At 67.3% G+C, this 23,076-nt stretch carries 16 protein-coding genes and 1 pseudogene; 13 read left to right on the top strand and 4 right to left on the bottom strand.

Annotated features, from left to right (window positions below; all coding sequences use genetic code 11):
• Positions 1-17: 17 nt before the first annotated feature.
• From IPN92_18115 to IPN92_18100, 4 genes are all read right to left on the bottom strand, one after another.
• The gene (locus tag IPN92_18115) at positions 18-1,346 is read right to left on the bottom strand and encodes a TRAP transporter large permease subunit (GenBank protein ID MBK8640101.1); all 1,329 of its coding nucleotides are present in this window, start codon (positions 1,344-1,346) and stop codon (positions 18-20) included.
• A complete protein-coding gene (locus IPN92_18110) occupies positions 1,346-1,864 on the bottom strand; it encodes a TRAP transporter small permease (GenBank protein MBK8640100.1) in 519 nt (172 codons plus the stop codon). The genes IPN92_18115 and IPN92_18110 overlap by 1 nt, the downstream gene beginning before the upstream one ends.
• A gap of 711 nt (positions 1,865-2,575) precedes the next feature.
• Entirely contained in the window at positions 2,576-4,069 is a 1,494-nt protein-coding gene (locus tag IPN92_18105) for an FtsW/RodA/SpoVE family cell cycle protein (protein ID MBK8640099.1), read from the bottom strand.
• Complete coding sequence (locus IPN92_18100) at positions 4,066-5,664, bottom strand: penicillin-binding protein 2 (GenBank protein MBK8640098.1); 1,599 nt, start codon at positions 5,662-5,664, stop codon at positions 4,066-4,068. The genes IPN92_18105 and IPN92_18100 overlap by 4 nt, the downstream gene beginning before the upstream one ends.
• Positions 5,665-6,194: 530 nt before the next feature.
• On the opposite strand from IPN92_18100, the gene ald reads away from it, so the two are divergent.
• The 13 genes and pseudogenes from ald to IPN92_18035 all read left to right on the top strand — a co-directional run bounded on the left by ald (position 6,195) and on the right by IPN92_18035 (position 22,797).
• Positions 6,195-7,316, top strand: a complete 1,122-nt coding sequence (gene ald, locus IPN92_18095) for an alanine dehydrogenase (GenBank protein ID MBK8640097.1) — start codon at positions 6,195-6,197, stop codon at positions 7,314-7,316.
• 253 nt (positions 7,317-7,569) lie between these two features.
• The gene (locus IPN92_18090) at positions 7,570-8,343 is read left to right on the top strand and encodes an alkaline phytoceramidase (protein ID MBK8640096.1); all 774 of its coding nucleotides are present in this window, start codon (positions 7,570-7,572) and stop codon (positions 8,341-8,343) included.
• Positions 8,344-8,459: 116 nt separating this feature from the next.
• On the top strand, positions 8,460-10,040 hold the full coding sequence (locus tag IPN92_18085) for an alpha/beta fold hydrolase (GenBank protein MBK8640095.1): 1,581 nt from the start codon (positions 8,460-8,462) through the stop codon (positions 10,038-10,040).
• A gap of 230 nt (positions 10,041-10,270) precedes the next feature.
• Entirely contained in the window at positions 10,271-10,786 is a 516-nt protein-coding gene (locus IPN92_18080) for a Na+/H+ antiporter subunit E (protein MBK8640094.1), read from the top strand.
• On the top strand, positions 10,779-11,093 hold the full coding sequence (locus tag IPN92_18075; protein MBK8640093.1) for a sodium:proton antiporter: 315 nt from the start codon (positions 10,779-10,781) through the stop codon (positions 11,091-11,093). Before IPN92_18080 ends, IPN92_18075 begins: the two co-directional genes overlap by 8 nt.
• Positions 11,090-11,419, top strand: a complete 330-nt coding sequence (locus IPN92_18070) for a monovalent cation/H(+) antiporter subunit G (protein ID MBK8640092.1) — start codon at positions 11,090-11,092, stop codon at positions 11,417-11,419. The genes IPN92_18075 and IPN92_18070 overlap by 4 nt, the downstream gene beginning before the upstream one ends.
• Positions 11,416-12,369 carry a DUF4040 domain-containing protein gene (locus IPN92_18065; protein MBK8640091.1) on the top strand — a complete coding sequence of 318 codons (954 nt, stop codon included), beginning with the start codon at positions 11,416-11,418 and terminating at the stop codon, positions 12,367-12,369. Before IPN92_18070 ends, IPN92_18065 begins: the two co-directional genes overlap by 4 nt.
• Positions 12,366-12,719 (top strand): NADH-quinone oxidoreductase subunit K, encoded by a 354-nt coding sequence (locus IPN92_18060; protein ID MBK8640090.1) that lies wholly within the window; start codon positions 12,366-12,368, stop codon positions 12,717-12,719. The genes IPN92_18065 and IPN92_18060 overlap by 4 nt, the downstream gene beginning before the upstream one ends.
• Complete coding sequence (locus IPN92_18055) at positions 12,719-14,296, top strand: NADH-quinone oxidoreductase subunit J (protein ID MBK8640089.1); 1,578 nt, start codon at positions 12,719-12,721, stop codon at positions 14,294-14,296. The genes IPN92_18060 and IPN92_18055 overlap by 1 nt, the downstream gene beginning before the upstream one ends.
• Before the next feature lie 143 nt (positions 14,297-14,439).
• The gene (locus IPN92_18050; GenBank protein MBK8640088.1) at positions 14,440-15,813 is read left to right on the top strand and encodes a DUF2252 domain-containing protein; all 1,374 of its coding nucleotides are present in this window, start codon (positions 14,440-14,442) and stop codon (positions 15,811-15,813) included.
• A 33-nt stretch (positions 15,814-15,846) separates the two neighbouring features.
• Positions 15,847-16,881 (top strand): annotated as a pseudogene (locus IPN92_18045) (carbamoyltransferase HypF).
• Positions 16,882-16,980: 99 nt separating this feature from the next.
• Entirely contained in the window at positions 16,981-18,600 is a 1,620-nt protein-coding gene (locus tag IPN92_18040) for a carbamoyltransferase HypF (GenBank protein MBK8640087.1), read from the top strand.
• A gap of 6 nt (positions 18,601-18,606) precedes the next feature.
• Positions 18,607-22,797 carry a hypothetical protein gene (locus IPN92_18035; GenBank protein MBK8640086.1) on the top strand — a complete coding sequence of 1,397 codons (4,191 nt, stop codon included), beginning with the start codon at positions 18,607-18,609 and terminating at the stop codon, positions 22,795-22,797.
• The last annotated feature ends 279 nt before the right edge of the window (positions 22,798-23,076 follow it).

Here is a 23,076-nt window from a genome sequence, read left to right as displayed (position 1 = left end):
ATGGGGTCATCCTAAACCTATAGGTTCCCTAGGGGAACCTCAATAGGCGTTGTTCCTGGCTGCTCCCCGTTGGCGCCTTGATCTATCCATAACAAGGACAGGGCGGGCCAATAGGTGATGACCAGAACGGCGCCCAGCAGCAGGATAAACCAGGGCAGGGTGGCGCGGTAGAGACGCAGGATGGGCTGGTTGAAGCGGTAGCTGGCGATGAAGAGGTTCAGGCCCACCGGGGGGGTGAAGTAGCCGATCTGCATATTGGCCAGAAAGATGATGCCAAGATGTACGGGGTGGATGTCGTAACCCAGGGCGATGGGGAGCAGCAGGGGCACCATCAGCACCAGGGCGGAGAAGATGTCGAGCAGGGTGCCCAGCATCAGCAGGAACACATTCAGCAGCAACAGAAAGCCCAGCCGACTATCGACCCAGGCCCGAATGGTCTCGAACAGGCGAGTCGGCACCTCGGCGTCGATGAGGTAATTGGTTGAGGCCAGGGAGACGCCCAGAATCAGCAGGATGCCACCGACCATTTGCATGGATTCGCGCATCACCCGGGACAGTTCCCGCCAGGGCACCTCGCGGCGGATCAGGACCACGACCAGCAGGACATACAAGGCCGTGGCCGCCGCCGCCTCGGACACCGCCAGCCAACCCCCATAGATGCCTCCCAGCACCACCAGGGGCAGGGGGAGTTCCCAGACCGCCTCGCGCAGGGCCTGAACGGCCTCGCGAACATCGAAGGGTGTTAGCGCCAGTCCCCGCGCCGACCAGATGCTGAAGGCCGCCAGAGGCACCAGCATCAGCAGGCCCGGCAGCACCCCGGCCCGGAACATGTTCTCCACCGTGGCCGAGTCGGCGATGCCCAGTTGCTGGGCGATGACGGCGTAAAGGATCAGGGGCAGGGCGGGGGCAAACAGCAGGCCCAGGCTACCGGAGGTCGTCACCAGCCCCAGGCTGAAGTTTTCCCCGTAGCCGGCCTGACGCAGGGCCGGCAGCAGCAGGGCGCCGATGGCGACGATGGTGACCCCGGAGGCCCCGGTGAAGGCGGTGAAAAAGGCGCAGGCCGCCAGCGACACCAACGCCAGGCCACCCGGTAGCCAGCCGAGCAGGGCCTGAGTCAGGCGCACCAGGCGGCGCGGCGCCTGGCTCTCGCTCAGGAGGTAGCCGGCGAAGGTGAAGAGGGGGATCGCCAGCAAGATCGGCATCTCCGCCAGGCGGAAGAATTCGATGGCAACCACTGAAAGGTCGACGCCGGACTGGTGGAAACCGAGCAGGGCGCCTGCGGCGATGATGGCAAAGAGGGGGGCGCCGAGCAGCGCCAACCCCAGTAGCGCCAGGGTGGCCAGCATCAGGAGGGCGACTCACGGGTGGCGGGGGGCCGGGGCTCGGCGGGCGTCAAGGCCAGCAGGGCGAAGCGCAGGGCCATGAGCCCAAACCCAAGGGGGATGACGATCTGGGCCACCCAGGCCGGGATGCCGGCCCCCAGCAGGGTGGCGTCCTGATACTCGAACCACACCAGGCGCCCGCCGTGCCAGGCGAGCAGGGCGCAGATGCCGGCGGTGAAAATCGACGCCAGCCGATCCGCGGCCTGGTTCAAGGCGCCACTGAGGAAGCGGGACAGGAGGTCGATACGGATGTGCCGGTTTTCCCGCGTCGCGGCCAGGGCGCCGGCCAGGGCCAGCCAGAGCACCAGCAGGCGCAAGAGGGGATCGGCCCAGGGCAGCCCCGTTTCGAACAGGTTGCGCAGCAGGATCTGGGTGGCGGAGAGCCCGATCATGGCCATGAGCAGCAAGGCCAGGAGGGTGTCCTCAACCAGGCGCAGGGCACGGATCGTCACTTGCAGCGGGTGTTTGGGCAAGACAGGCATCTCCCAGTCAGGAGTCTTTATTGTGCAAACCCTTGGGAGTCCTTTGCAATCGCGATCCGGTGTAAAGCTGCCAGTATGTCTGTTAGCCAGCCCTATCAAAAACAAGACTGTGCTATCCTAATCTCACTACCAGGCTTTTAAACAGGAAGTAACCGCAAGATCGGATGGCGGATTTCAATGTTCATCTCTATGGCGCCGCCACGAGCAGCGGCCTGGCCGCCTTGAGCGTGCATAGTCTGGGTTGGACGGGGCCACGCCAGGTCCTGGTCTGCTTTCTGGTCGGCGTCGCCGGTGGCCTGCTGCCCGATATCGATTGCCCCAAATCCACGCCCATCCGCGGTTTTTTTACCCTGATCGGGTTGGTGCTCGCCTTCAGCATGACCTTTTCCTTCGCGGGCCGTTTCCCCCTGATGGGGCTGGCCTTGATCTGGGCCCTGGTCTTCGTGACGGTACGCTATGGCGTTTTCGTGCTGTTCGCGCGCTATACGGTTCATCGCGGCATCTGGCACTCCGGGCTGGCGGCCCTCGCCGCGGGTCTGGCGAGCGCTAATCTCGCCTACCACGCAGTGGGTCTGACCGCCTGGGAATCCTGGCTCGCCGGCCTCTTCATGGTTCTGGGTTACCTCACCCATCTCTGCCTGGACGAGATCGCCAGCGTCGATCTCCAAGGTCGCCGTATCAGGCGCTCGCTGGGTTCCGCTCTCAAGCCCTTCAGTCTCGATTATCCCTGGGCAAGTCTGGCGATGCTGCTGGCGGTGCTCGTCCTCGGCGCCTCCGCCCCAAGCCTGGCGCCCCTGGTGGCGGTGGCGGATCATTATGGCCTGGAGTTTGCCCTACCGCGGGTGTGTCTGCTGGGCGGGGGCGCTTAGCGGGTTTGGGACGCGCCGGTCGTGGGGTCCTGGTCCTAGCCCGGGTGCCACTGGGCTCCCCATCCGAAATCGCCAGTAAGAGGCCCAGAATGGCGAAGGCCGTCAGGAGGCTGCTCCCGCCCTGGCTGATGAAGGGCAGGGTAATGCCCGTCAGGGGGATGAAGTTGGTCACCCCGCCGATGTTGAGAAAGGTTTGGGTGGCCAGAACCGTGGTCAGCCCGCTGGCCAGCAGGAGTCCGAAGGGGGACCGGCTCCGGTAGGCGATTTGCAGTCCCCGCAGGAACATCAGCAGGAAAAAAGCCATGACCAGGGCCGTGCCGACGAAACCCAGTTCCTCGCCAATCACGGCATAGATGAAATCCGACTCGGCGATGGGGGTGTATTCCGGATTGCCGGCGCCGAAGCCTTCGCCCCAGAGCCCACCCGCATACATGCCCGACAGCCCCTGAAGGACTTGCCAACTGTCCCCGGTCGGGTCCTGGAAGGGTGCCAGCCAGGCCTGGATGCGCCGCTCCCCATGTTGAAAGACTGCCAGCAGCAGCCAGCCGAGGAGGCCCGCCCCGCCCAAGCCCAGGCCCAGATAACCCCAGCGCCCCGTTCCCAGCGTCAGCAGGATGGGCGGGATCAGCCCCAGCATCATGACCATGCCCAGGTCACGCTGGACGAGCAGCAGCACCACCAGGGCCACCCAGACCCCCACCAGGGGCGCGAGGGGGCGCCAGGGTGGGATCAGGCCATGAAAGGCCCAGACGCCGAGGGCCTTGGCCTGGCGATCGATATAGACGGCGGCGAAGAGGACGAAGCTGACCTTGAGCAATTCGGTCGGAGTGATAAAGCCAGCCCCGAAGACGGCGCCACGAAAGCGCTGCCCGGTGATCAGGACGACGGGCACCAGCAGCAGCGAAATCCCGGCCCAGACCCAGACCCAGTGGCCCTCCGCCAGCGTCCGGTAACGCCCGCTCATGAAGCCCATCGCGATGGCGAGCATGATCCCCAAGCCGCCGACGAAGGCGAAATCGGTCAGTCCCGCCTCACCACCGCCCAAGGCAAAGGCCCCAAGCCGGGTTTGCGCCAGCAGCCCAAACCCGGTCAGGAAGGCCACCGCCACCACCAGGATCTGGTCGCCGCGAAAGCCGGCCATGACCAGGGCCAGATGGAGCCCGGCCAGGCTGAGGGCGTAAAGGAGGAAGGGCAGCAGATGGGCCAGGCCCAGGGGCGTGCCGACGCCCTGCAGGGAGCCCATGACCAGGATGACGCCCAGTCCGATGCCGCCCAGGCAGATCAGCAGGAGCTCCCGTTCGGGTCGCCGCTGATCCCAGGGGCTGGCGGCCTTCATGGCATCAGCCCCAGCGCTTGCGCCCGGAGCAGCACATCGCGGGCAATGGGGGCGGCACTGGTGGCCCCATAGCCGCCCTGTTCCACCAGCACCGCGACCGCCAGGCGCGGCTGGTCCGCCGGGGCGAAGCCCACGAACCAGCCATGGGAGGCACCATGCGGGTTCTCCGCCGTGCCCGTCTTGCCGGCAATGGCCAGTATGTCGGTGTTAATGGTTTTGCCCGTACCCCTAGTCACTACGCGGCGCATCATTTTCGCCAGCCGGCCTGCCGTGGCCTCGGACATGAGTGGGGCCAGTATCGCGGGCGGCTCCGTCGCGATCAGGCGGGGCTTCATGGCGACCCCCTGGTTGGCGACGGCGGCGGCGATGAGCGCCAGGTGGGCGGGCGAGGCCGTCACCACCCCCTGGCCGATGGACGCCTGGGCCAGGCCATAGCGGTCCTTGTCGGCGATGCGGGGCACCCGGCTTGTATTGATGGCCCCGGTACGGTCCAGACCCGGATAGATGCGCACCGGCTGGCCAAACAGCAATCTCTCCAAATTGGCGCGAAAGGCCTCGTGGCCGTATTTGACCCCGAGTTGGGCGAAAAAGACGTTGGACGACTCGACAAAGGCGGTGGTGAGATCGAGATTGCCATGCCCCCCCCAGGATCGTCCGGCGCGTTGGGCGCTGTAGTATTCGTGATCCCGGATCAGGGGATAGCGGGGCGAGGTAGTGAAGCCCTCCGCCGGACACTGGAGGGTGCCGGAGAAGCCCTGATCCAAGGCCTCGGCGGCGAGGGCAATCTTAAAGGTAGAGCCGGGGGGATAGAGGCCCTGGGTCGCCCGGTTCAGCAGGGGCGAATCCGCCAGGTTGCCGCTAAAGAGGGCAGGGGAGAGTTGGCTGGGATCGAAGGAGGGGGTGCTCGCCAGGGCCAGGATGGCACCGTCCTCGATGCGGAGCAGGACCAGGGCCCCGCGCCGGTTGCCCAGGCCCTGGATGGCCGCCATTTGCAATTCCGAGTCCAGGGTCAGGACCAGGTCCTGGCCGCGGGGCCGCTTGTCCTGGATCAGTAAGTGGCGGCCCAGTTCGCCCCAGGACGCCAGGCGTTCCGGCGTGGCGCCATTGAGGTGCTGGCTGGCCGCCGCCTCGACCCCGGCGGCCCCAAATTTGGGGTGGCTGTAGCCGATGCTGTGGGCGAAGGCCGCGCCGAAGGGATAGCGGCGCCAGACCTGACCCTCCGCCTCCTCGCTGTAGGCCAGCACCTTGCCGCGCCGGTCCAGGATGCGCCCGCGCTGAATGCCATGGGCGGGGTTGAAGAGGCGGCGATCATAGGTCTGCATGAAGGCCAGGAACTGGGGCCGGAAGATGCCGGCCAACTGCCAGCTTCCCTGATAAGCCAGCAGGGCTCCAAACAGCAGGATCAACCCCAGGGCCGGGATCAGCAGGGGTCTGCGTGCCGGCCCCAAATGGCGCGGCTCCGTCTCGCGGCGCCAGTCATAAATGCGCTTGAGGAGGAAAAAGGCCACCACAAAGAAGGTGCCATGCAGACCTATCCGCAGATAAGGCCAGGCCGCCGAGCCCACCAGGGCCCCAAAGAGGTCGGAGGGGTTCAGAAAAGCCTCCGGGACCCGGACCCGCGCCAGCCGCCCTTGACCAGCGTCAGGGGCGGGCAGGGATTGAACCTGAAGCGAGGGCAGGACATGGAAGCCATTGGGGAAGAGGGACAGGCCAGAAATAAAAGCTGAAGTGATTATACTGTTCCCCGCCGCGAAATTTTCCTCCCCGCAAGGAGATCAAGCACTAGAGCACCCTGAGTTTGTTCCGCTGGATCACCCGGAGGAGTTTGCAGACGCCCTGTGGAGCCGGCTGAGGCGCGAAGCCCAGGAAGCGTATATTGCATCGTCGACGCTGACACCCCTGTTCATGGACCAGGACCTCATCGACCTGTCCTACGCTTCTTTTTCGTGGGCTATCGGGGCCGGATTCGATGCCAGGCGGACGGCCTGGGACCGCGCCCCAGACCGGATCGCGCGCCATCCTACCGACGGGACGGCATGGGCCCCGATTGGCATCGGCTCCCAGCCCGAGCGAGTGCCCGGACGAATTCGGGCCCTTGCACCCATCTAAGTACAGGAACAAGCAGATGCTCATTGGTGTACCACGGGAGATCAAACCTCAAGAGTATCGGGTCGGATTGACCCCTGAGTCGGTCGCCGAACTCGTCCATCAGGGTCACGAGGTTCTCATCGAGACCGATGCGGGACAGGGGATAGGTGCGGAAGACGCGGCCTATCGGGCGGCGGGTGCGCTGATCGCCAGGGATCCCGAGTCGGTCTTTTCACGGGCCGAGTTGATCGTCAAAGTTAAAGAGCCCCAAAGGCAGGAACGGGCGCGTCTACGCCCCGGCCAGGTACTCTTTACCTTTCTGCACCTTGCACCCGATCCGGACCAGACGCGGGACCTGCTGGCCTCCGGTGCTGTCTGCATCGCTTACGAGACCGTGACCGACGCTCAAGGCGGACTACCACTGCTCAAACCGATGAGCCAAGTAGCAGGGCGACTGTCCGTTCAAGCCGGTGCTACAGCCCTGGAGCGCGAGCACGGTGGCAGCGGTCTTCTGCTCGGCGGGGTGCCGGGCGTAGCCCCGGCGCGGGTCGTGGTATTGGGCGGTGGGACCGTAGGGTTCAATGCTGCTCAGATGGCCGTGGGGCTGCAGGCGGACGTCACTATCCTGGACCGAAACCCGGCGACCCTGGAGCGCCTGGCCGCCTATTTCGGGGCGACCGCCCGGGTCCTCTACTCGACCCGCGCGGCAGTGGAGTCCGCCGTTACCTCGGCCGATCTGGTCATAGGGGCCGTCTTGGTCCCTGGGGCCTCGACACCACGGCTGGTGTCGCGGTCGATGCTCGCTCGCATGCGCCCGGGATCGGTGCTGGCGGACGTGTCGATCGACCAGGGCGGCTGCTTCGAGACATCAAGACCCACGACTCACGCACATCCGACCTATAGGGAGGAAGGGATCGTCCACTATTGCGTGGCAAATATGCCAGGCGCTGTGCCGCGCACATCCGCCTATGCCCTCAACAATGCCACCCTGCCCGCTGTCCTAACCCTGGCCGATAAGGGGTGGCGACGCGCCCTGGCGGACGATCCTTATCTACGTGCAGGCCTCAACTGTTGCGATGGGCGGGTGACCCACCCGGCCGTGGCCCAGGCCCTCGGCTACGATTTGTGGCCCGTGGAGCAGGCCGTAACAAGATGCTGAGCTACTTCCATGGACCATCCGGCGAGGGCGGGACCGCTGGTAGCCGGTCGCTGCCGCGCCGCGAGTGGCCCTGACGCCTATGCTGGTTTGCGCGCCTGCCACATGGCCTATACTATTTTGCCATGTGACTTGGCGAACGCAGAGGCGTGATCGGCACTCGGTGACCGTTGGATCGCGGAGTCGGTCTCGGTGGGCTTGTCCGTGCCGAGCGCGGTAACGCCAGGTCAGCACAAACACCCGGAGGCGCTGCACCTTGACCACCCGCACTTGGATGATCCTTGCTTTCACGGCACTCAGCGTCGTGGCGGCCTTCCTGGTGCCGGCCATGCCGCAGCCCACCGCGTACCATGACTTTGCCGATCAACGAGACCTGTTCGGGGTCGAGAATTTTCTGGATGTCCTGTCCAACGCTGGCTTCCTGCTGGCGGGCGTCGCGGGTCTGGCTGTCGTCCTCAAGCCAGGCACGCCCTTCGAGCACCCGGGCGAACGATGGACGTATGCCATCTTCTTCGCGGGCCTGATCCTGACCGCGCTGGGCTCCGGCTACTATCACCTCCTGCCGGACAACGAGCGTCTGTTCTGGGACCGTCTGCCGATGACCATCACCTTCATGGCCCTGATCGCGGCCCAGATCGTCGATCGCATCAGCCTCAGGGCGGGCCTCGTCCTGTTGCCGCCCCTCTTGCTGGCGGGAATGGCCTCCGCCGTCTATTGGCTCGTGACGGAGCGTGCCGGGGCAGGTAATGTGGTGCCCTACGGTATCCTGCAAGCCTATTCGGTGGTGATCCTGCTGGCGATGGCGTGGCTCTATCCCTCACGCTATACGCGCGGTAACGACATCTACTGGGTATTCTTGGCCTATGCGCTGGCCAAGGTCTTCGAGACCTTCGACCAGGAGGTCCTCGCGGTCGGACAAGTGGTGAGCGGTCACACCCTCAAGCATGTGGCCGCGGCGATCGCGGGCCTGGTCGTGGCGCGGATGCTGGTGCTCCGGAGGCGCGATGGCCGTTTCACCGAGAGGGTCTAAACGCGCTTTTCCTCACCCTGACCCCTCAGGGGTAGGGCGGCTCCTTGTCCTTGGCTCCGGCCACTTAACACACTGAACATGATCGCGATCATCGCGATTCGTCGCCAAGAGAGAGGATGCGGATGGCTATCAAGAGGCTACTCAAGTGGGCATTGATCGGGGTCGTCGGGGTCGGCGCGACCCTGCTCACGCTGCGGTCGTATCGGGCCCTCAGCGGCCCGCCGCTCCATCCCTGGCACACTTTCGTCCCGGCTGAGCTGCATGAGGGCGAACTCGATGCGGCGGACTGGTCAGGCTACCAGGCGCGGGAGGAATCGATCTTCGCCAGCGTTCGCGCCGAGGTCAGCCAGAAGCTCGATCCGGACGAGCGGGTGCCGATCAATCGCTACTTCGAGGACAGCCCCGTCTATCCGGCACACTTTGCCCAGGACTGGAACCGATCCTATGTTATGCAACCCGACGGCCAGCCGATCGGGGCCGTGGTGCTGCTCCATGGGCTGACGGACTCACCCTACAGCTTGAGGCATATTGCTAAGCGGTACCGTGATCGTGGCTTCGTCGCCATCGGCGTCCGCCTGCCGGGGCACGGCACCGTGCCGGCCGGCCTGACCGACGTGCGCTGGGAAGATTGGATGGCCGCCACCCGGCTTGCGGTCCGCGAGGCACGCCAACGTGTGCCTGCCCCGGGGCCCTTGCACCTGGTCGGCTTTTCTAACGGCGGCGCCCTCGCTATGAAGTATGCTCTCGACGTGATCGAGGACCCGGATTTGCCCCCCGCCAACCGCATCGTATTGGTCACGCCGATGATCGGCATCACCCGCTTTGCGCGCTTTGCCGGCCTGGCGGGTTTGCCCGCCGTGCTGCCGCCCTTTGCCAACGCGGCCTGGCTCAGCGTCGTGCCGGAGTTCAATCCGTTCAAGTACAACTCCTTCCCGGTCAACGGGGCGCGCCAATCGTTCCGCCTGACCGATGCCTTGCAAAGCCAACTCCAGCGCCTCGCGCGGGCCGGCCGGCTCGGCGGCCTACCGCCGGTGCTGACCTTTCAATCGGTGATCGATTTCACCGTCAGCACCCCGGCGATCCTGACGGCGCTCTATGCGCTCCTGCCCGATAATGGCAGTGAGATCGTGCTGTTCGATGTGAACCGGACCCTGAAATTCGGCCCGCTGCTGCGGCCCTCCGCCTATGTGGCGCTCGATCGGTTGACGCCGACCTCCCCGCAGCCCTATCGCTTCACAGCAATCATGAATGCGAGCGATGACACTGATGCCACGATCGAGCGCAGCATCGGGCCCGGCCAATTGCAAGCAGAGGACCGCGCACTGGAGCTGCCGTATCCCCCCGGCATCTTCTCGCTGTCGCACCTGGCGATCCCGATACCCATGGACGACCCCCTGTATGGGCTCCAGCCCGACCCCAAGGCGCCGCCCGAATTCGGCTTCAGTCTCGGGGCCATGAGCGCGCGCGGTGAGCGGGGCACCCTGGTCGTCGATCAGGATTTTCTGACCCGCCTGCCATCCAATCCCTTCTTCCCCTATCTGCTCGAACGGATCGATGAAGGCATCCAACGACCCTCGGGGCCGACGGGACGCAATCTCGCCCCGACCGCCGTGCCTGGCATCCCGGTGCGCCTGGAGGCCCTGTTGTCCACCTTCCTCCCCGACGATATAGAGTCGCAACCGTTTGCTGGCCCTTAGCCGGCAAGATTGAGCCTGCGAAGGGCCCAGGGGGTGAATCTGGTTCAGCGCCGTCATCGCGCGCTTCCGTCAGGGCCTCGGGGTCTAGGGGATGGCCCTGGGGCGCCGGCTGAAATCCCCGACCGCCAACACCCGGTGAATCCAGGCGCCGGCAGGCGCCTTGACGTTGAAATCAACTCCGGCATACCATCCTGGCGACTCGACCTTCTCGGCACCATGGAGATCCGACCATGACCACCCTTGCCACCAGGAACGGCGTAGCGCTGGCACGGGCGGCCGGATTTTTTGGTTGCTGGCTACTGCTTGCCACCCTCGGTACGGGTGCCAACCTGATCGCCGATCTGGCCGTGGGCCTGCTGGCCGCCGCCGCGGCCACCTGGGTCAGTCTGCGGCTGCTGCCACCGGGTCCCGGACGGGTCCGGTATGGCGCCCTGGCCCGACTCGGCTGGCGCTTTCTCTGGCAATCGGTGGTCGCCGGGATCGGGATTGCGCGTCTGGCCTTTGCTCCGCGCCTGGTCCTGCGACCCGGCTATCTGAACTACCCGACGCGGATCCCGCCGGGCCCTGGGCGAGCCCTTTTCGGGGCTCTTACTAGCCTGCTGCCCGGCACCCTGCTGGTGGGTGCCGGTCCTGGGGACACCCTGGTCTATCACTGCCTCGACCCGAGCCAACCGGTGGCGGAGGGGCTTGCCAAGGACGAGGCCCTCTTGATCGAGGCCCAAGGCGGGGATCGCGCCGATGACTGAGTTCCTCCTCGCCGCCGCGATCTTCGTGCTCGGTGCCGTCGCCTTGGGCCTGATCCGCGTCTTGCGCGGCCCCGAGGATGCGGATCGCATGCTGGCGGCCCAGTTGCTGGGCACCGGCGGCGTCGCGTCCCTCCTGCTGCTGGGCGTGGCCAACGGGGTCAAGGCGGTTGGGGACCTGGCCCTGCTGCTAGCCCTGCTCGCCGCTTTCGCCGGGGTGGCCTTCGTGACCGGCTCCCAACGCCCAGGTCCGGCGGCACCCACCCGGGATCAGGACCCGGACGACCGGGAGGCGCGGGACAAGGCATGACCCTGGCACTCAACATGGTTACGGTCATCTGCGTGTCCCTCGGGGCTTTCTTCTTTTTGGCGGGCACCCTGGGCCTGCTGCGCTTCCCGGACACCCTGACGCGTCTGCACGCCCTGACCAAGGCGGATAACCTGGGTCTGGGCCTGGTGGTGCTCGGTCTCCTGCCCCAGGTGGCCTGGCCCCTGGGTGCGCTCAAGCTCATCGCGGTCTGGCTGCTCGCCCTCCTGGCCGGGGCCACGGTGGGGCAACTCCTGGGTTTCGCCGCACGGCCCCAGCCGGACACCCCAGGTGTCCGCGCCACCCCCACGGAGGAGCCAGCCCCATGAGCCTCGCCCTGGCCGCCGATGCCTTCCTCGCCCTGCTGATTCTGGGGTTGGCGGTCTGGATCATCGCCGCGTCCGAGACTTATGCCGCCGTGGTTGGCTTTGTGGCCTACGGGATCCTGGTGGCGCTGGTCTGGGTGCGCCTGGGCTCGGTGGATGTGGCCATGACCGAGGCGTCTCTGGGCAGCGGGCTCACCGGACTCCTGCTCCTCGGGGCAGCGGCGCGTCTGGCACCTTACGAGGCGGCCGAGCGCCGGGGGCGGCCCGGCCCCTGGCTGCGCCTGCTGATCGGGTCCCTGTGCGGGGCGGTGACCGCGGGGTTGGCCGCCGTCGTCCTGCTCCTGCCGCAGCCAGCCCCAACCCTGGCCTCGGCGGTGGCAGAGCAGCTGCCAGGGCTCGGGATCAAGAACCCGGTCACCGGGGTCCTGCTCGCCTATCGCGCCGTGGACACCCTGTTGGAGTCCGTGGTCCTGGTACTAGCCCTGGTCGCGGTCTGGTCCCTGGCGTCGGACTCGGCCTGGGGTGGGCGCCCGGCGTCGCCCGGACCCAAGGACCCGGGGAGCGCCCTGACCCTGCTGGCCCAGGTCCTGCCCCCCTTTGGCATCCTGGTGGGGGTCCATATCCTATGGATTGGGGCCGACGCCCCCGGCGGCAAGTTCCAGGGCGGGGTCATATTGGCCGCCATGTGGGTCCTCGTCCTGGTGGCGGGGCTGTGGCGGCCACCGGCCCTGGCCGGCCGCCCATTGCGCTGGCTGATCGTCCTGGGGTCCCTAGCCTTCATCGCCATCGGGCTTTCGGGAGTCTGGCTCGCGGGGGCTTTCCTGGCCTACCCGGACGGCCTGGCCAAGCCCCTGATCCTCGCCATCGAGATCCTCCTGACCCCGTCGCTCGCCGCCATCCTGGGGCTGCTCTTATTGGGGCCGCCGGTGGCGGACCGGGGGGGCGGGGCATGACTGTCACCACCCTCTACGGGCTGTCCGGCGCCGCCTTGGTGGGGCTTGGTCTCTATGGCCTCATCAGCCACCCCGGGGCCCTGCGCAAAATCCTTGCCTTCAACCTCCTTAGCGGCGGTGTCTTCCTGCTGGTCGGCGTCATTGCCCGGCGTGGTGGCGGGGTCGCCCTGGGAGCAGACCCAGGCAGCGATCCGGTACCCCAGGCCATCATCATCACGGCCTTGGTGGTCGCCTTCGCCGCCACGGTGCTCGCGGTCGCGCTGCTGCTGCGGCTCGCCGGGGCGACCGGCCAGGTCACCCTGGACGCCGAACCGCCCGGGCTACCGTCCTCGCCCGAGACCGACCGCTAATGGAGATCCTCCTGCCCCTGCTGGAGGTGGCTCTCGCGCAGGGCGGCAACCTCCTGGTGTTCGCCCTGGTGCTGCCGGTTCTGGCTCTACTGCTGGCCTTTCCCCTGGGCGGGCCTTGGGCGGGCCGCGTCGCCCTGGCGTCCCTGGCGCTTGGGCTCGGCGTGGCGGTCGCCATCGTCGCCGCGGTGCTCCATGGCGGCGCGGCCCTGAGTTATAACCTGGGGGGCTGGGCCCCGCCCCTGGGCGTGGCCCTGAAGGCCGATGGCCTCTCCGCCACCATGCTGCTCGTCACCCCTGTGATTCTGGGGGCCGTCGGTCTCTACGCCTGGCCGGAGTTTCGCGTCCCACCCGGGACCCGGGAGACCCGAGTCCCGCTGGCCTTCTGGAGCCTGTTGCTTGGCGTCTGGGCTGGGCTCAACGCCGTCTTCCTGGGCCAGGATCTGTTCAACCTCTATGTCGCTCTGGAACTGGTGACCTTTTCCGCGGTACCCCTGGTCTGCCTTAGCGGTCGCCCCGAGACCCTGGCCGCGGCCCTGCGCTATCTGCTCTTCGCCCTCCTGGGTTCCGTCCTCTATGTGCTCGGCTCGGCCCTGCTTTATGGCGCCTATGGCACCCTGGATATAGCCCTGCTTTCCGCGAGGCTGACCGCGGACCTGGCGAGCGGCGAGCCGGCGGGGCCCGTCGTCCTGGTGGCCGTCGCGCTGATGACGGTGGGACTGTTGGCCAAGACCGCGCTCTTCCCCCTGCACTTTTGGCTGCCACCGGCCCATGCGGGCGCCCCGCCCGCCGCCAGCGCCGTGCTCTCGGCCCTGGTGGTCAAGGCGTCCTTCTTCCTGATCCTGCGGCTCTGGCTCGATGTCCTGCCTGCGCCTCTGACCCAGCAGGCGGCGCCGCTGCTCGCCGCCCTGGGGGTGGCGGCGATCCTGTTCGGCGGGGCCCAGGCCCTGCGCCAGGCGCGACTCAAGATGCTCATCGCCTATTCAACGGTGGCCCAGATCGGCTACCTCTTCCTGGTCTTCCCCCTGACCCTGGGCAGCGCCGCGGCGCCCGCTGGACCCGAGGCCGCGGGGGCCCTGACCGGCGGCATGCTACAACTGATCGCTCATGCCTTTGCCAAGGCATCCATGTTCATGGGCGCCGGGGTCATCGCCGCGGCCCTGGGCCATGATCAGATCCGAAACCTGGGCGGCATCGCCCGCGCCCTGCCGATCACAATCCTCGCCTTCGTGGTGGCCAGCCTGTCCCTGGTGGGGCTGGAGCCCAGCGGCGGCTACGCGGCCAAGACGCTGCTGACCGCGGCGGCCGATGCCTCGGGGCAATGGTGGTGGGCCCTGGCCCTAAACGCTGGCGGACTGCTCACCGCGACCTACCTGTTGTGGGTGCTCTTCAATGCCCTGTCCGGCCTGAGTCGGCCGCCGACCCTGCTGAAGCCCCCGCGACGCCATCAGGAGCTGCTGGTGCTAGGGCTGGCCCTGGGCGCCCTGGTGCTCGGCCTGGTGCCCCCGGCCTTCTTCGACCTGATGCAGATTGGGCGCCAAGGTGTTACCGAAGTCGTTTATGGGGTCGGGCTCCGGTGATATGGCATGGGTGGCCAACCAACGGATGCCTGCCTGGCGGAGGCTTTGAACAGCGTCTCCAGCCCAAGGTTAGCTACCACGATCAAGGGTAGAATTTTTTTGGGATTCGAGGACCGACCCTCATGACAGATACCGACTCGAACATGACCCCGCCCGCCCCGCCCCCGGTGCGCGATCTGCGGGAGACCCTTGAGGAACGACGCGCGGCCGGTCAGGCCGCCCGCCAGCAGGCCCCTCGTGGCTCGCAGGGGCAGTGGGACGAGGCCGCGCGCGGCCACGATGCCCTCGAGACGATCCTGGCCCAGAACGCCATCCGGGCCCCCGAGCTGGTTCCCATCCGCCATGGACGCATGGTCGCCTCGCCCTGGACCTATTACCGTGGCGCGGCTGCGGTGATGGCTGCCGATCTCGCTTCCCGGCCCCATAGCGGGCTGCGGGTCCAGCTTTGCGGGGACGCGCATGTCCTCAACTTTGGCCTCTGGGCCACGCCCGAGCGGAACCTCCGGTTCGACCTGCGCGACTTCGACGAGACCCTGCCCGGGCCCTTCGAATGGGATCTGCTGCGCCTCGCCGCCAGCCTGGTGGTGGCGGCGCGGGAGGATGGCCTCAAGGCGTCCACGGCCAATGCCGCGGTGGTCGCGGCCGGGAAGGCCTACCGGGACCGGATGGCCCGCTACGCCGCCACGCGGGAGCTCGATCTCTGGTACGACGGGACCCACGTGGATAGTCTGATCAAGTACTTCGCGCCGGCGGACCGTGGGCAGTTGTCGGTTCACATCGAGAAGGAGTCCAAGCGTCGCACCCACCGCGGCGCCTTCGCCAAGCTCACCGCCATGGTCCAGGGCCAGCCCCGGATCGACGAGGACCCGCCCCTCCGCACCCGCATTGATGACGAGGAGCAGGATGCGCTAACCGATCAGTGCCTGGGCGGCTACCGGTTAACCCTGCAGGAGGATCGGCGCCACCTCTTCGATCGCTTCACGCTCGTTGACCTGGTTCGCCAGGTCGTGGGGGTGGGCAGCGTGGGCATGCGGGTCTATCTGGCCCTGCTGGAGGGCCGCAGCGGCGACGACCCCCTCTTCCTGCAGATCAAGCAGGCTGGCCCTTCGGTCCTCGAGTCTCACCTCGATCCCAGCCAACACACCAACCACGGCGCCCGGGTCATCGCCGGCAAGCGGGCCCTGCAGAGCGCGACCGACATCTTCGTCGGCTGGGGCTCGTTCGAGGGACGGGACTACTATGTGCGGCAGTTCCGCGACATGAAGATCGTCCCCGACATCCAGTTGCTCGCCCCCGTCCTGGTCGAGTTCGCCACCGCCTGCGGCGAGACCCTGGCCCGGGCCCACGCTCGCACGGGAGATGCCGTGGCCATCAGCGCCTACCTCGGCCAAGGCGCCCAGTTCGTCACGGCCCTGCGTGACTTCGCGCGCCAATATGCCGACCAGAACGAGCGCGATCACGCCCAACTCCGACGCGCGATCGCCGCTGGCAGGGTCGAGAGCGCACCCGGCTGGTAATTAGCCCCGCGCCCCGTGGCGGAAGGAATCCGAATGGCCGATGACCCTCCAAGCCTGGTGGCCGAGCGTATCCGCGTGCGCGGCCTGGTGCAGGGTGTCGGCTTCCGGCCTACCGTCTGGCGGCTGGCGCGGGACTTGGGCCTGGCGGGGGACGTGCGCAATGACGGCGAGGGGGTGCTGATCCGCGTCCAGGCGGGTCAGACGGACCTGGATGACTTTTGCCGCCGGCTGCTAAAAGAGTGTCCCGTCCTGGCTCGCATTGATGCCGTGGAACGGGGACCCTTGACCGAGCCATTGGCTGGGGCCGGCTTCCACATCCTGGCCAGCACCGCCGGCCCCATCGCTACCGGGGTCATGGCGGATGCCGCCACCTGCGCCGCCTGCACCGCCGAGATCGCCGACCCGGCGGACCGGCGTTATCGCTACCCCTTCGCCAACTGCACCCATTGCGGCCCGCGCCTGAGCATCGTCCGCGCCATCCCCTATGACCGTGCCAACACCAGCATGGCGGCCTTCCCCCTCTGTCCGGACTGCCAGCGGGAGTACCAGAACCCGGCGGATCGGCGCTTTCATGCCCAACCCATCGCCTGTCCAGTCTGCGGTCCCCGGGTATGGCTGGAGGGCACCACAGGTCTCGCCGCGCCAGACAGGGAGCCTTCATTGTCCGGGGTGGCCGAGCCATCTCCCCACCTTGCCAGCGCCGGCCTCCCTGGCGCCCCCCGGGACGCTTGCGATGCGAACTTTTCCCTCTTTGCCAGGCTGGACCCCGCCACCTTCGGCGCCCAAGATGCCGTCGCCGCCGCTAGTCGGCTACTGGCCCAAGGCAAGATACTGGCCATCAAAGGCATTGGCGGCTTTCACCTGGCCTGCGACGCCAGCAATGCCCAGGCCGTCGCCGCGCTACGCCAGCGCAAAGGTCGCTATTGCAAACCCTTCGCCCTCATGGCGCGCGACCTGGAGGTCATACGCCGCTTCGCTCACCTGGCCGAGGCCGAGGCCCGCCTGATAACGAGCCCAGCGGCGCCGGTAGTGCTGCTGGAAGCCAGGAATCCAGCCCCTGAGGCGGCCAAGGTTGATACCATCCCTAAGGGTTCAGAAAAAACCGATGCATCTTCGGCAGCGACCGGGAGGGTCGGGTGGCGGCGGGCGGGGGTGTCGACAGCAGGGATGCTGTCGCCAAGCCTACAGGGATGTATTCACGGCGTCCCCCGCCCGCCGTCACCCGGCCCGGATAGCCTGAACCGCTTGGGTGTTGGGTCCAGCCATGACGCGCCCGCGGCGGATGTGGCGGCCTCAAGGGTATCGGATAATGCAGCATGGATCGCGCCCGAGGTGGCCCCAGGTCAGACTACGCTCGGTTTCATGCTCCCCTACAGCCCTCTGCACCATCTCCTGCTCCAGGATTGGGACCGCCCCCTGGTCATGACCAGCGGCAACCGCAGCGAGGAGCCCCAGTGCATCACCAATGCCGAGGCCCGCCAGCGCCTGGCCGGGCTGGCGGATGTACTGCTGCTCCACGACCGCGACATCCTCAATCGGGTGGATGATTCGGTGATACGGGTCATGGACGGGGTGCCGCGGCCCCTGCGGCGGGCACGGGGCCTGGCCCCCGCCCCCATCCCCCTGCCGCCCGGCTTCGAGGCCGCGCCACCCATCCTGGCGATGGGGGGCGAGCTCAAGAATACCCTCTGCCTGCTGCGCCCCGGCCAGGCCATCCTGTCCCAGCATTTGGGCGACCTGGAGGATGCCCGCACCGCCGAGGAGTTCGAGCTAACACTCGATCTGTACCAACAGCTCTTTCAGCATGAGCCCCTGGCCATCGCCCTGGACCGGCATCCGGACTACCGCTCGACCTGGGTGGGCCGTGCCCTGGCGGCGGCGCGAGGGATCGAGGTCATCGCGGTCCAGCATCACTTCGCGCACCTGGCCAGTGTCCTGGCGGACGCGGGCTGGCCGCTGGAGGGTGGTAAGGTCCTGGGCCTCGCCTTCGATGGCCTGGGTTGGGGCGAGGACGGTAGCGTCTGGGGCGGGGAATTCCTCCTCGCCGATTACCGGGGTTGGGAGCGCCTCGGCCATCTGCGTTCCGTGCCCCTGCCGGGGGGGACGCGAGCTATGCGCGAGCCCTGGCGCAACCTCTATGCCCAGCTCGCGATCTGTCTAAGCTGGGAGGCCTGTATCGCCGCCTATCCGGACCTGGAGATGGTTCGCTACCTGGCCGCCAAGCCCCTCGCCACCCTGGATACCATGATGGCCCGGGGCCTCAATTCGCCCCGGACCAGCTCCGCCGGCCGCCTCTTCGATGCCGTCGCCGCCGCCCTGGGTATCTGCCGCGAGGCCATCGCCTATGAGGGTCAGGCCGCCATCGAACTGGAGACCCTGGCGCTCCGGGCTGCTACGGGCGAGGAGGGCGGGGCCTATCCCTTCGGCCTGGTCACGGCGGGGGATCGGTGGCTGCTGGACCCGGCACCCATGTGGCGGGCCCTTCTGGCTGATTTGGCCAGTGGGCTGAACCCGGAGATTATAGCCGCGCGTTTTCATCTCGGACTCGCCCAGAGCGCCGCCGATCTGGCCGGCCGCCTGGCCGCGGAGCGGGGCATCGCCACCATCGCCCTTTCCGGCGGTGTCTTCCAGAACAAGACTCTATTCGAGGCCATCACCCAGCGCTTGCGTCAACAAGGGCTGCGGGTGCTGACGCATCGCCAGGTCCCCGCCAACGACGGTGGTCTGGCCCTCGGGCAGGCGGTGGCCGCGGCGGCTACACTTATCCCATTGTCCTCCACAGGCTAGTGACGCATGGCCCATCGACCCTTCCTTACCCTGTTACTCGGTGGCTTACTGCTGCTTGGCCAGGCTCAGGCCGCCCCCTTGAACCCTGGCGAGGTGCCCGGGTCTTTACAGGACTGGACTGCCTGGGTCCTATGGAACGATCCCAGCCACGCCTGCCCCCGGCTCACGGGTGACACCCAGACCCGTCCCTGCGTCTGGCCCGCCACCCTGCGCCTGGCCCTCGACGCGGCCGGCGGCACCTTTGGTCTGGAGGTCGAGACCTTCGCGGATCAGCCCATCCCCTTGCCAGGGGATGGCGATCACTGGCCCCTGGCGGTCATGGCCAAGGACCAGCCCGTGCCGGTGGTCAGCCGCGAGGGCCGGCCCGTTGTCTGGCTACCGCCAGGCCAGCATAGTCTAGGCGGCCGCTTCCTCTGGGACCGGTTACCGACGGCCTTGACCCTGCCACCCCGGTTGGCCCTGGTCGAATTGCGTATCGACGGCGCCCCACTACCCTTCCCCGCGCTGAATGATCAGGGCCAGGTTTGGCTCTCGGCTTCGGGTCCGACGAGCCCCCTCGCCGCCACCCCGGAGGACAGCCTTCGGCTCCAGGTCTTCCGGCGCCTGGAGGAGGGGGTGCCCATGCGGTTGAGCAGCCGTCTGGTGTTCGATATCGCCGGCAGTCCCCGCGAGATTGTCCTGCCGGCTACCCTGCCGGAGGGCGCCATCCCCATGGCGATCCAGAGCCCCCTGGCCGCGCGCCTGGACCCCGATGGTCGGCTGCTCCTGCAGGCGCGTCCCGGTCGTTGGGTCCTGGATATTCAAGCCCGTTACGCGGGTGACCGGACCGCCTTCCCCTTCGCGCCGCTCCCGGCGCCTTGGCCTCTGGAGGAGATCTGGGCCTACCAGTCGAATCCCGCTATCCGCCTTGTTGAAATCCTGGATGCAGCCCCGGTGGACCCCCGCCAGACCGAGTTGCCCGAGGAGTGGCGATCCCTCCCAGCCTTTCGGTTGAGCGCGGGCGCGACCCTGAATTTCAGTGTGATCCGGCGTGGCGATCCCATCCCGGAGCCGGATCGACTGAGCCTGCGGCGCCAAATCTGGCTCGACTTCGATGGCCAGGGCTACAGCGTGCGGGATCGAATCGGGGGGACCATGACCCAAGGCTGGCGCCTCAATGCCGGTGAGGGCATGACCCTGGGGCGGGTCGATATCGAAGGCGAGCCCCAGTCGATTACTCTGGATCGGGTCTCCGGTGCCTTGGGCGTGGAGGTCCGGCGCGGCCAGCTCGACCTGACGGCCGAAAGTCGCCTGCCCATGGCCACTTCCCTGTCGGCGACGGGCTGGGCCCAGGATTTCCAACAGGTTGGCGCCGAATTGAACCTGCCGCCAGGCTGGCGCCTCTTTGGCGCCTTCGGTGTGGATCAGGCCCAGGGCAGTTGGCTGGCCGCCTGGACCCTCCTGGATTTTTTCGTGGTCCTCGTCATCACCCTGGCCATGGGGCGGCTCTACGGTTGGGGAACCGCCGTCCTGGCCCTCGTCACGCTGGCGCTGATCTGGCAAGAACCCGGCGCGCCTCAATTTGTGTGGCTCAACCTGCTGGCCGCCATTGCCTTGGAGCGTGTACTGCCCGCGGGCGCCCTGGCACGCTGGATTCGGGCCTATCGCCTGCTCGCCATCCTGGCCCTGGCCGTCATTGCCATGCCCTTCATGGCTGATCAGTTACGGTTCGGTCTCTATCCCCAACTGCAGAATCCCTACCTGGCACAGTCGGCGGGAACCTCCGGCCAGATGGATGGCAAATTCAAGGCCATGGCACCCCTGGAAATCCTGGCGGACCAGGAATTGGGATCCATGGCCTCGGCCTCCCGGGCCGAGACCGAAGGGCGAGGGGCTGATTCCAAGCTGCGTCCCGCACTCTCGCGCCCGGTTGCCCCCTCGCCCAGTCCACCCTCGGACATCAAGCGGATCGATCCCGATGCCCTGACTCAAACCGGGCCCGGCATGCCCAACTGGCACTGGAATCGGGTGGCCCTGACCTGGCAGGGACCGGTCCAGAGTGGCCAGGAGCTGCGGCTGCTCCTGATCCCCCCCGCCGGTAATCTCCTGCTGGGAATCCTGCGGGTGGCCCTGATCCTGGCTCTGGCCTTCCTCCTTGCCGGTGGCCTGGTCAAGGGGATAGCGAACTGGCGGCGCCTGGGCGGTGGTCTGCTCCTGGTCATGCTGGCGATCGCCCTCGTGCCCAGCGCCAGGGCCGGCGACTTCCCCAGTCCCGAGCTACTCAACGAACTCAAGGCACGCCTGCTGGCACCGCCGGATTGCCACCCCCAGTGCGCCGAGATCACCCGCCTGACCCTGAACGCCAGCCCCCAGGCCTTGCGGCTGGACCTGGAGGTCGATGCCCAAGAGCGGGTTGGTATCCCCCTGCCAGCCCAGGTGGGACAGTGGCTGCCGTCCCAGGTCGAGATCGACGATCAGCCCGCCCGGGCCCTGCTGCGTGACGAGGAGGGCTATCCCTGGGTCCTGGTGACGGCGGGTCGGCATCGCGTCCGCCTCGCTGGCGCCCTGCCGGATCGGGATCGTGTCGCCCTGCCTTTGCCCCTCAAGCCGCGCCGGGTCACCGCCAATACCGAGGGTTGGCGCCTCTCCGGCGTGGGTGACCAGGGCGTCCCGGAGGTCCAGCTCCAACTCATCCGGGAGCAGGTCGGGGGGGCGGGCGCCGGAGTCGGGAGCGATGCCGGGGCCGAGGATACGGACTGGCGGGATACCGCCGCCCTGCCGCCCTTTCTGGAGGTGGAACGGACCCTGGGGCTTGGTCTCTCCTGGCGGGTGGAAACGCGCCTGCGGCGCCTGACCCCGGCGGATGCGCCCGTCCGGGTCGAGATCCCCCTCCTGCCGGGGGAGGCGGTACTCACGCCGGGCCTCAAGGTGACCGATGGCCGCCTCACCGCCAATCTCCCCGGGGGCCAGCGGGAGCTGGTCTGGCAATCCCAGTTGGAACCCCGGGACGCCCTGACCCTGACGGCCCCGGTGACCCGGGACTGGAACGAAGTCTGGCGCCTGGACGCCAGCCCCCTCTGGCATGTCGAATTCAGCGGGCTGGCCCCGATCCACCACCAGAGCCCCACGGGCCAGTGGTGGCCGGAATGGCGACCCTGGGCGGGGGAGACCCTGGACCTGAGTATCAGCCGGCCCCTGGGGGCCCCGGGGACCAGCTTGACGGTGGATGCCAGCGAACTGCGCCTGCGACCGGGGGATCGCTCCACCGAGGCCACGCTGACGCTGGACCTGCGTGCCTCGCGGGGCGGCCGGCAGCCGGTGCGCCTGCCCGAGGGGGCCCGATTGCAGTCCGTTACCCTGGATGGCGTGGCCCAGCCCATCCGTCTGGAGGCGGGGCAGGTTCTGCTGCCGGTCCATCCGGGTAACCAGCAGGCGGTATTGATCTGGATTCAGGAAGTTGGCATCGATATACATCTCGTTATGCCTGCCGTGGGTCTGGGCGCGCCCAGCGTCAATGCCACCACGCGCATCGAATTAGGGCCAGATCGCTGGGTGCTGTGGCTGGGCGGTCCCACTCTGGGACCGGCCGTGCTCTTCTGGAGCCTGATCCCTCTGATCCTGCTGTTTGCCCTGGTCCTGGGCCGGTTGCGGCTCAGTCCCGTCAGCCCCTGGCAATGGGGCCTCTTGCTGCTGGGTCTCAGTCAGGCGCCGCCCTTGGGGGCCATCCTGGTCGTCGGCTGGCTGCTGGCCCTGGCCTGGCGCGGGGCCCAAGGCCAAAGCCTGAGCAACGGCGCCTTCAATCTGGTCCAGATCGGCCTGGTCCTGCTCAGCCTCCAGGCTTTGAGCGCCCTGGCCGCGGCGGTAGCCGAGGGCCTGCTGGGGCAACCCGCCATGCAGATCGCCGGCAATGGCTCCCATGCCGGCCAGCTCCTCTGGTACCAGGACCGGGCTGGCGATACCCTGCCCCAGCCCTGGGTCATCTCGGTGCCCCTCTGGGTCTATCGACTTCTGATGCTGGCTTGGGCATTCTGGCTCGCCAACAGTCTGCTCAATTGGTTGCGTTGGGGGTGGGGTTGTTTCACCGCCCAGGGTCTCTGGCGCAAGTCCAGCCGGCGGCTCTTTGCCTTCGGAAAAAGGCGCGAGGCAGAGGTCGCCGGAACGGGGCAGGAAGAGAGCCAGGAGCCTAAAACCCCTGGGCTGTACCCCTGGACCTCCTGAAGGAGGTTGCGGGGTTCCCAGCGAGTTGGGCCTGTCTCGGTTACGATGTCACATTGTGACAATTCCTGATCAAGGTCGACAGGGTGGGATTCGCGGGGGGGCCGAGCTGAAGATGAATTTTGCGTTATGCTCTTGGCATTCTCAGCAAGATTAATGGATTAGATTTAAGGCAGGGCCGGGATTCCCGGCCAAGGGCCTCTTGGCCTGAAATCTGCGAGATTCTGACCGAATTCAAACCAGGTCAGGATCATGAAGAGTAAAATTGGGCTAATCATCACC

Source organism: Chromatiaceae bacterium, assembly GCA_016714645.1.
Classification (GTDB): Bacteria; Pseudomonadota; Gammaproteobacteria; order Chromatiales; family Chromatiaceae; genus M0108.
Note: the sequence above shows the minus strand (reverse complement) of the source record. Positions and strands in the feature narration are given on the sequence as shown.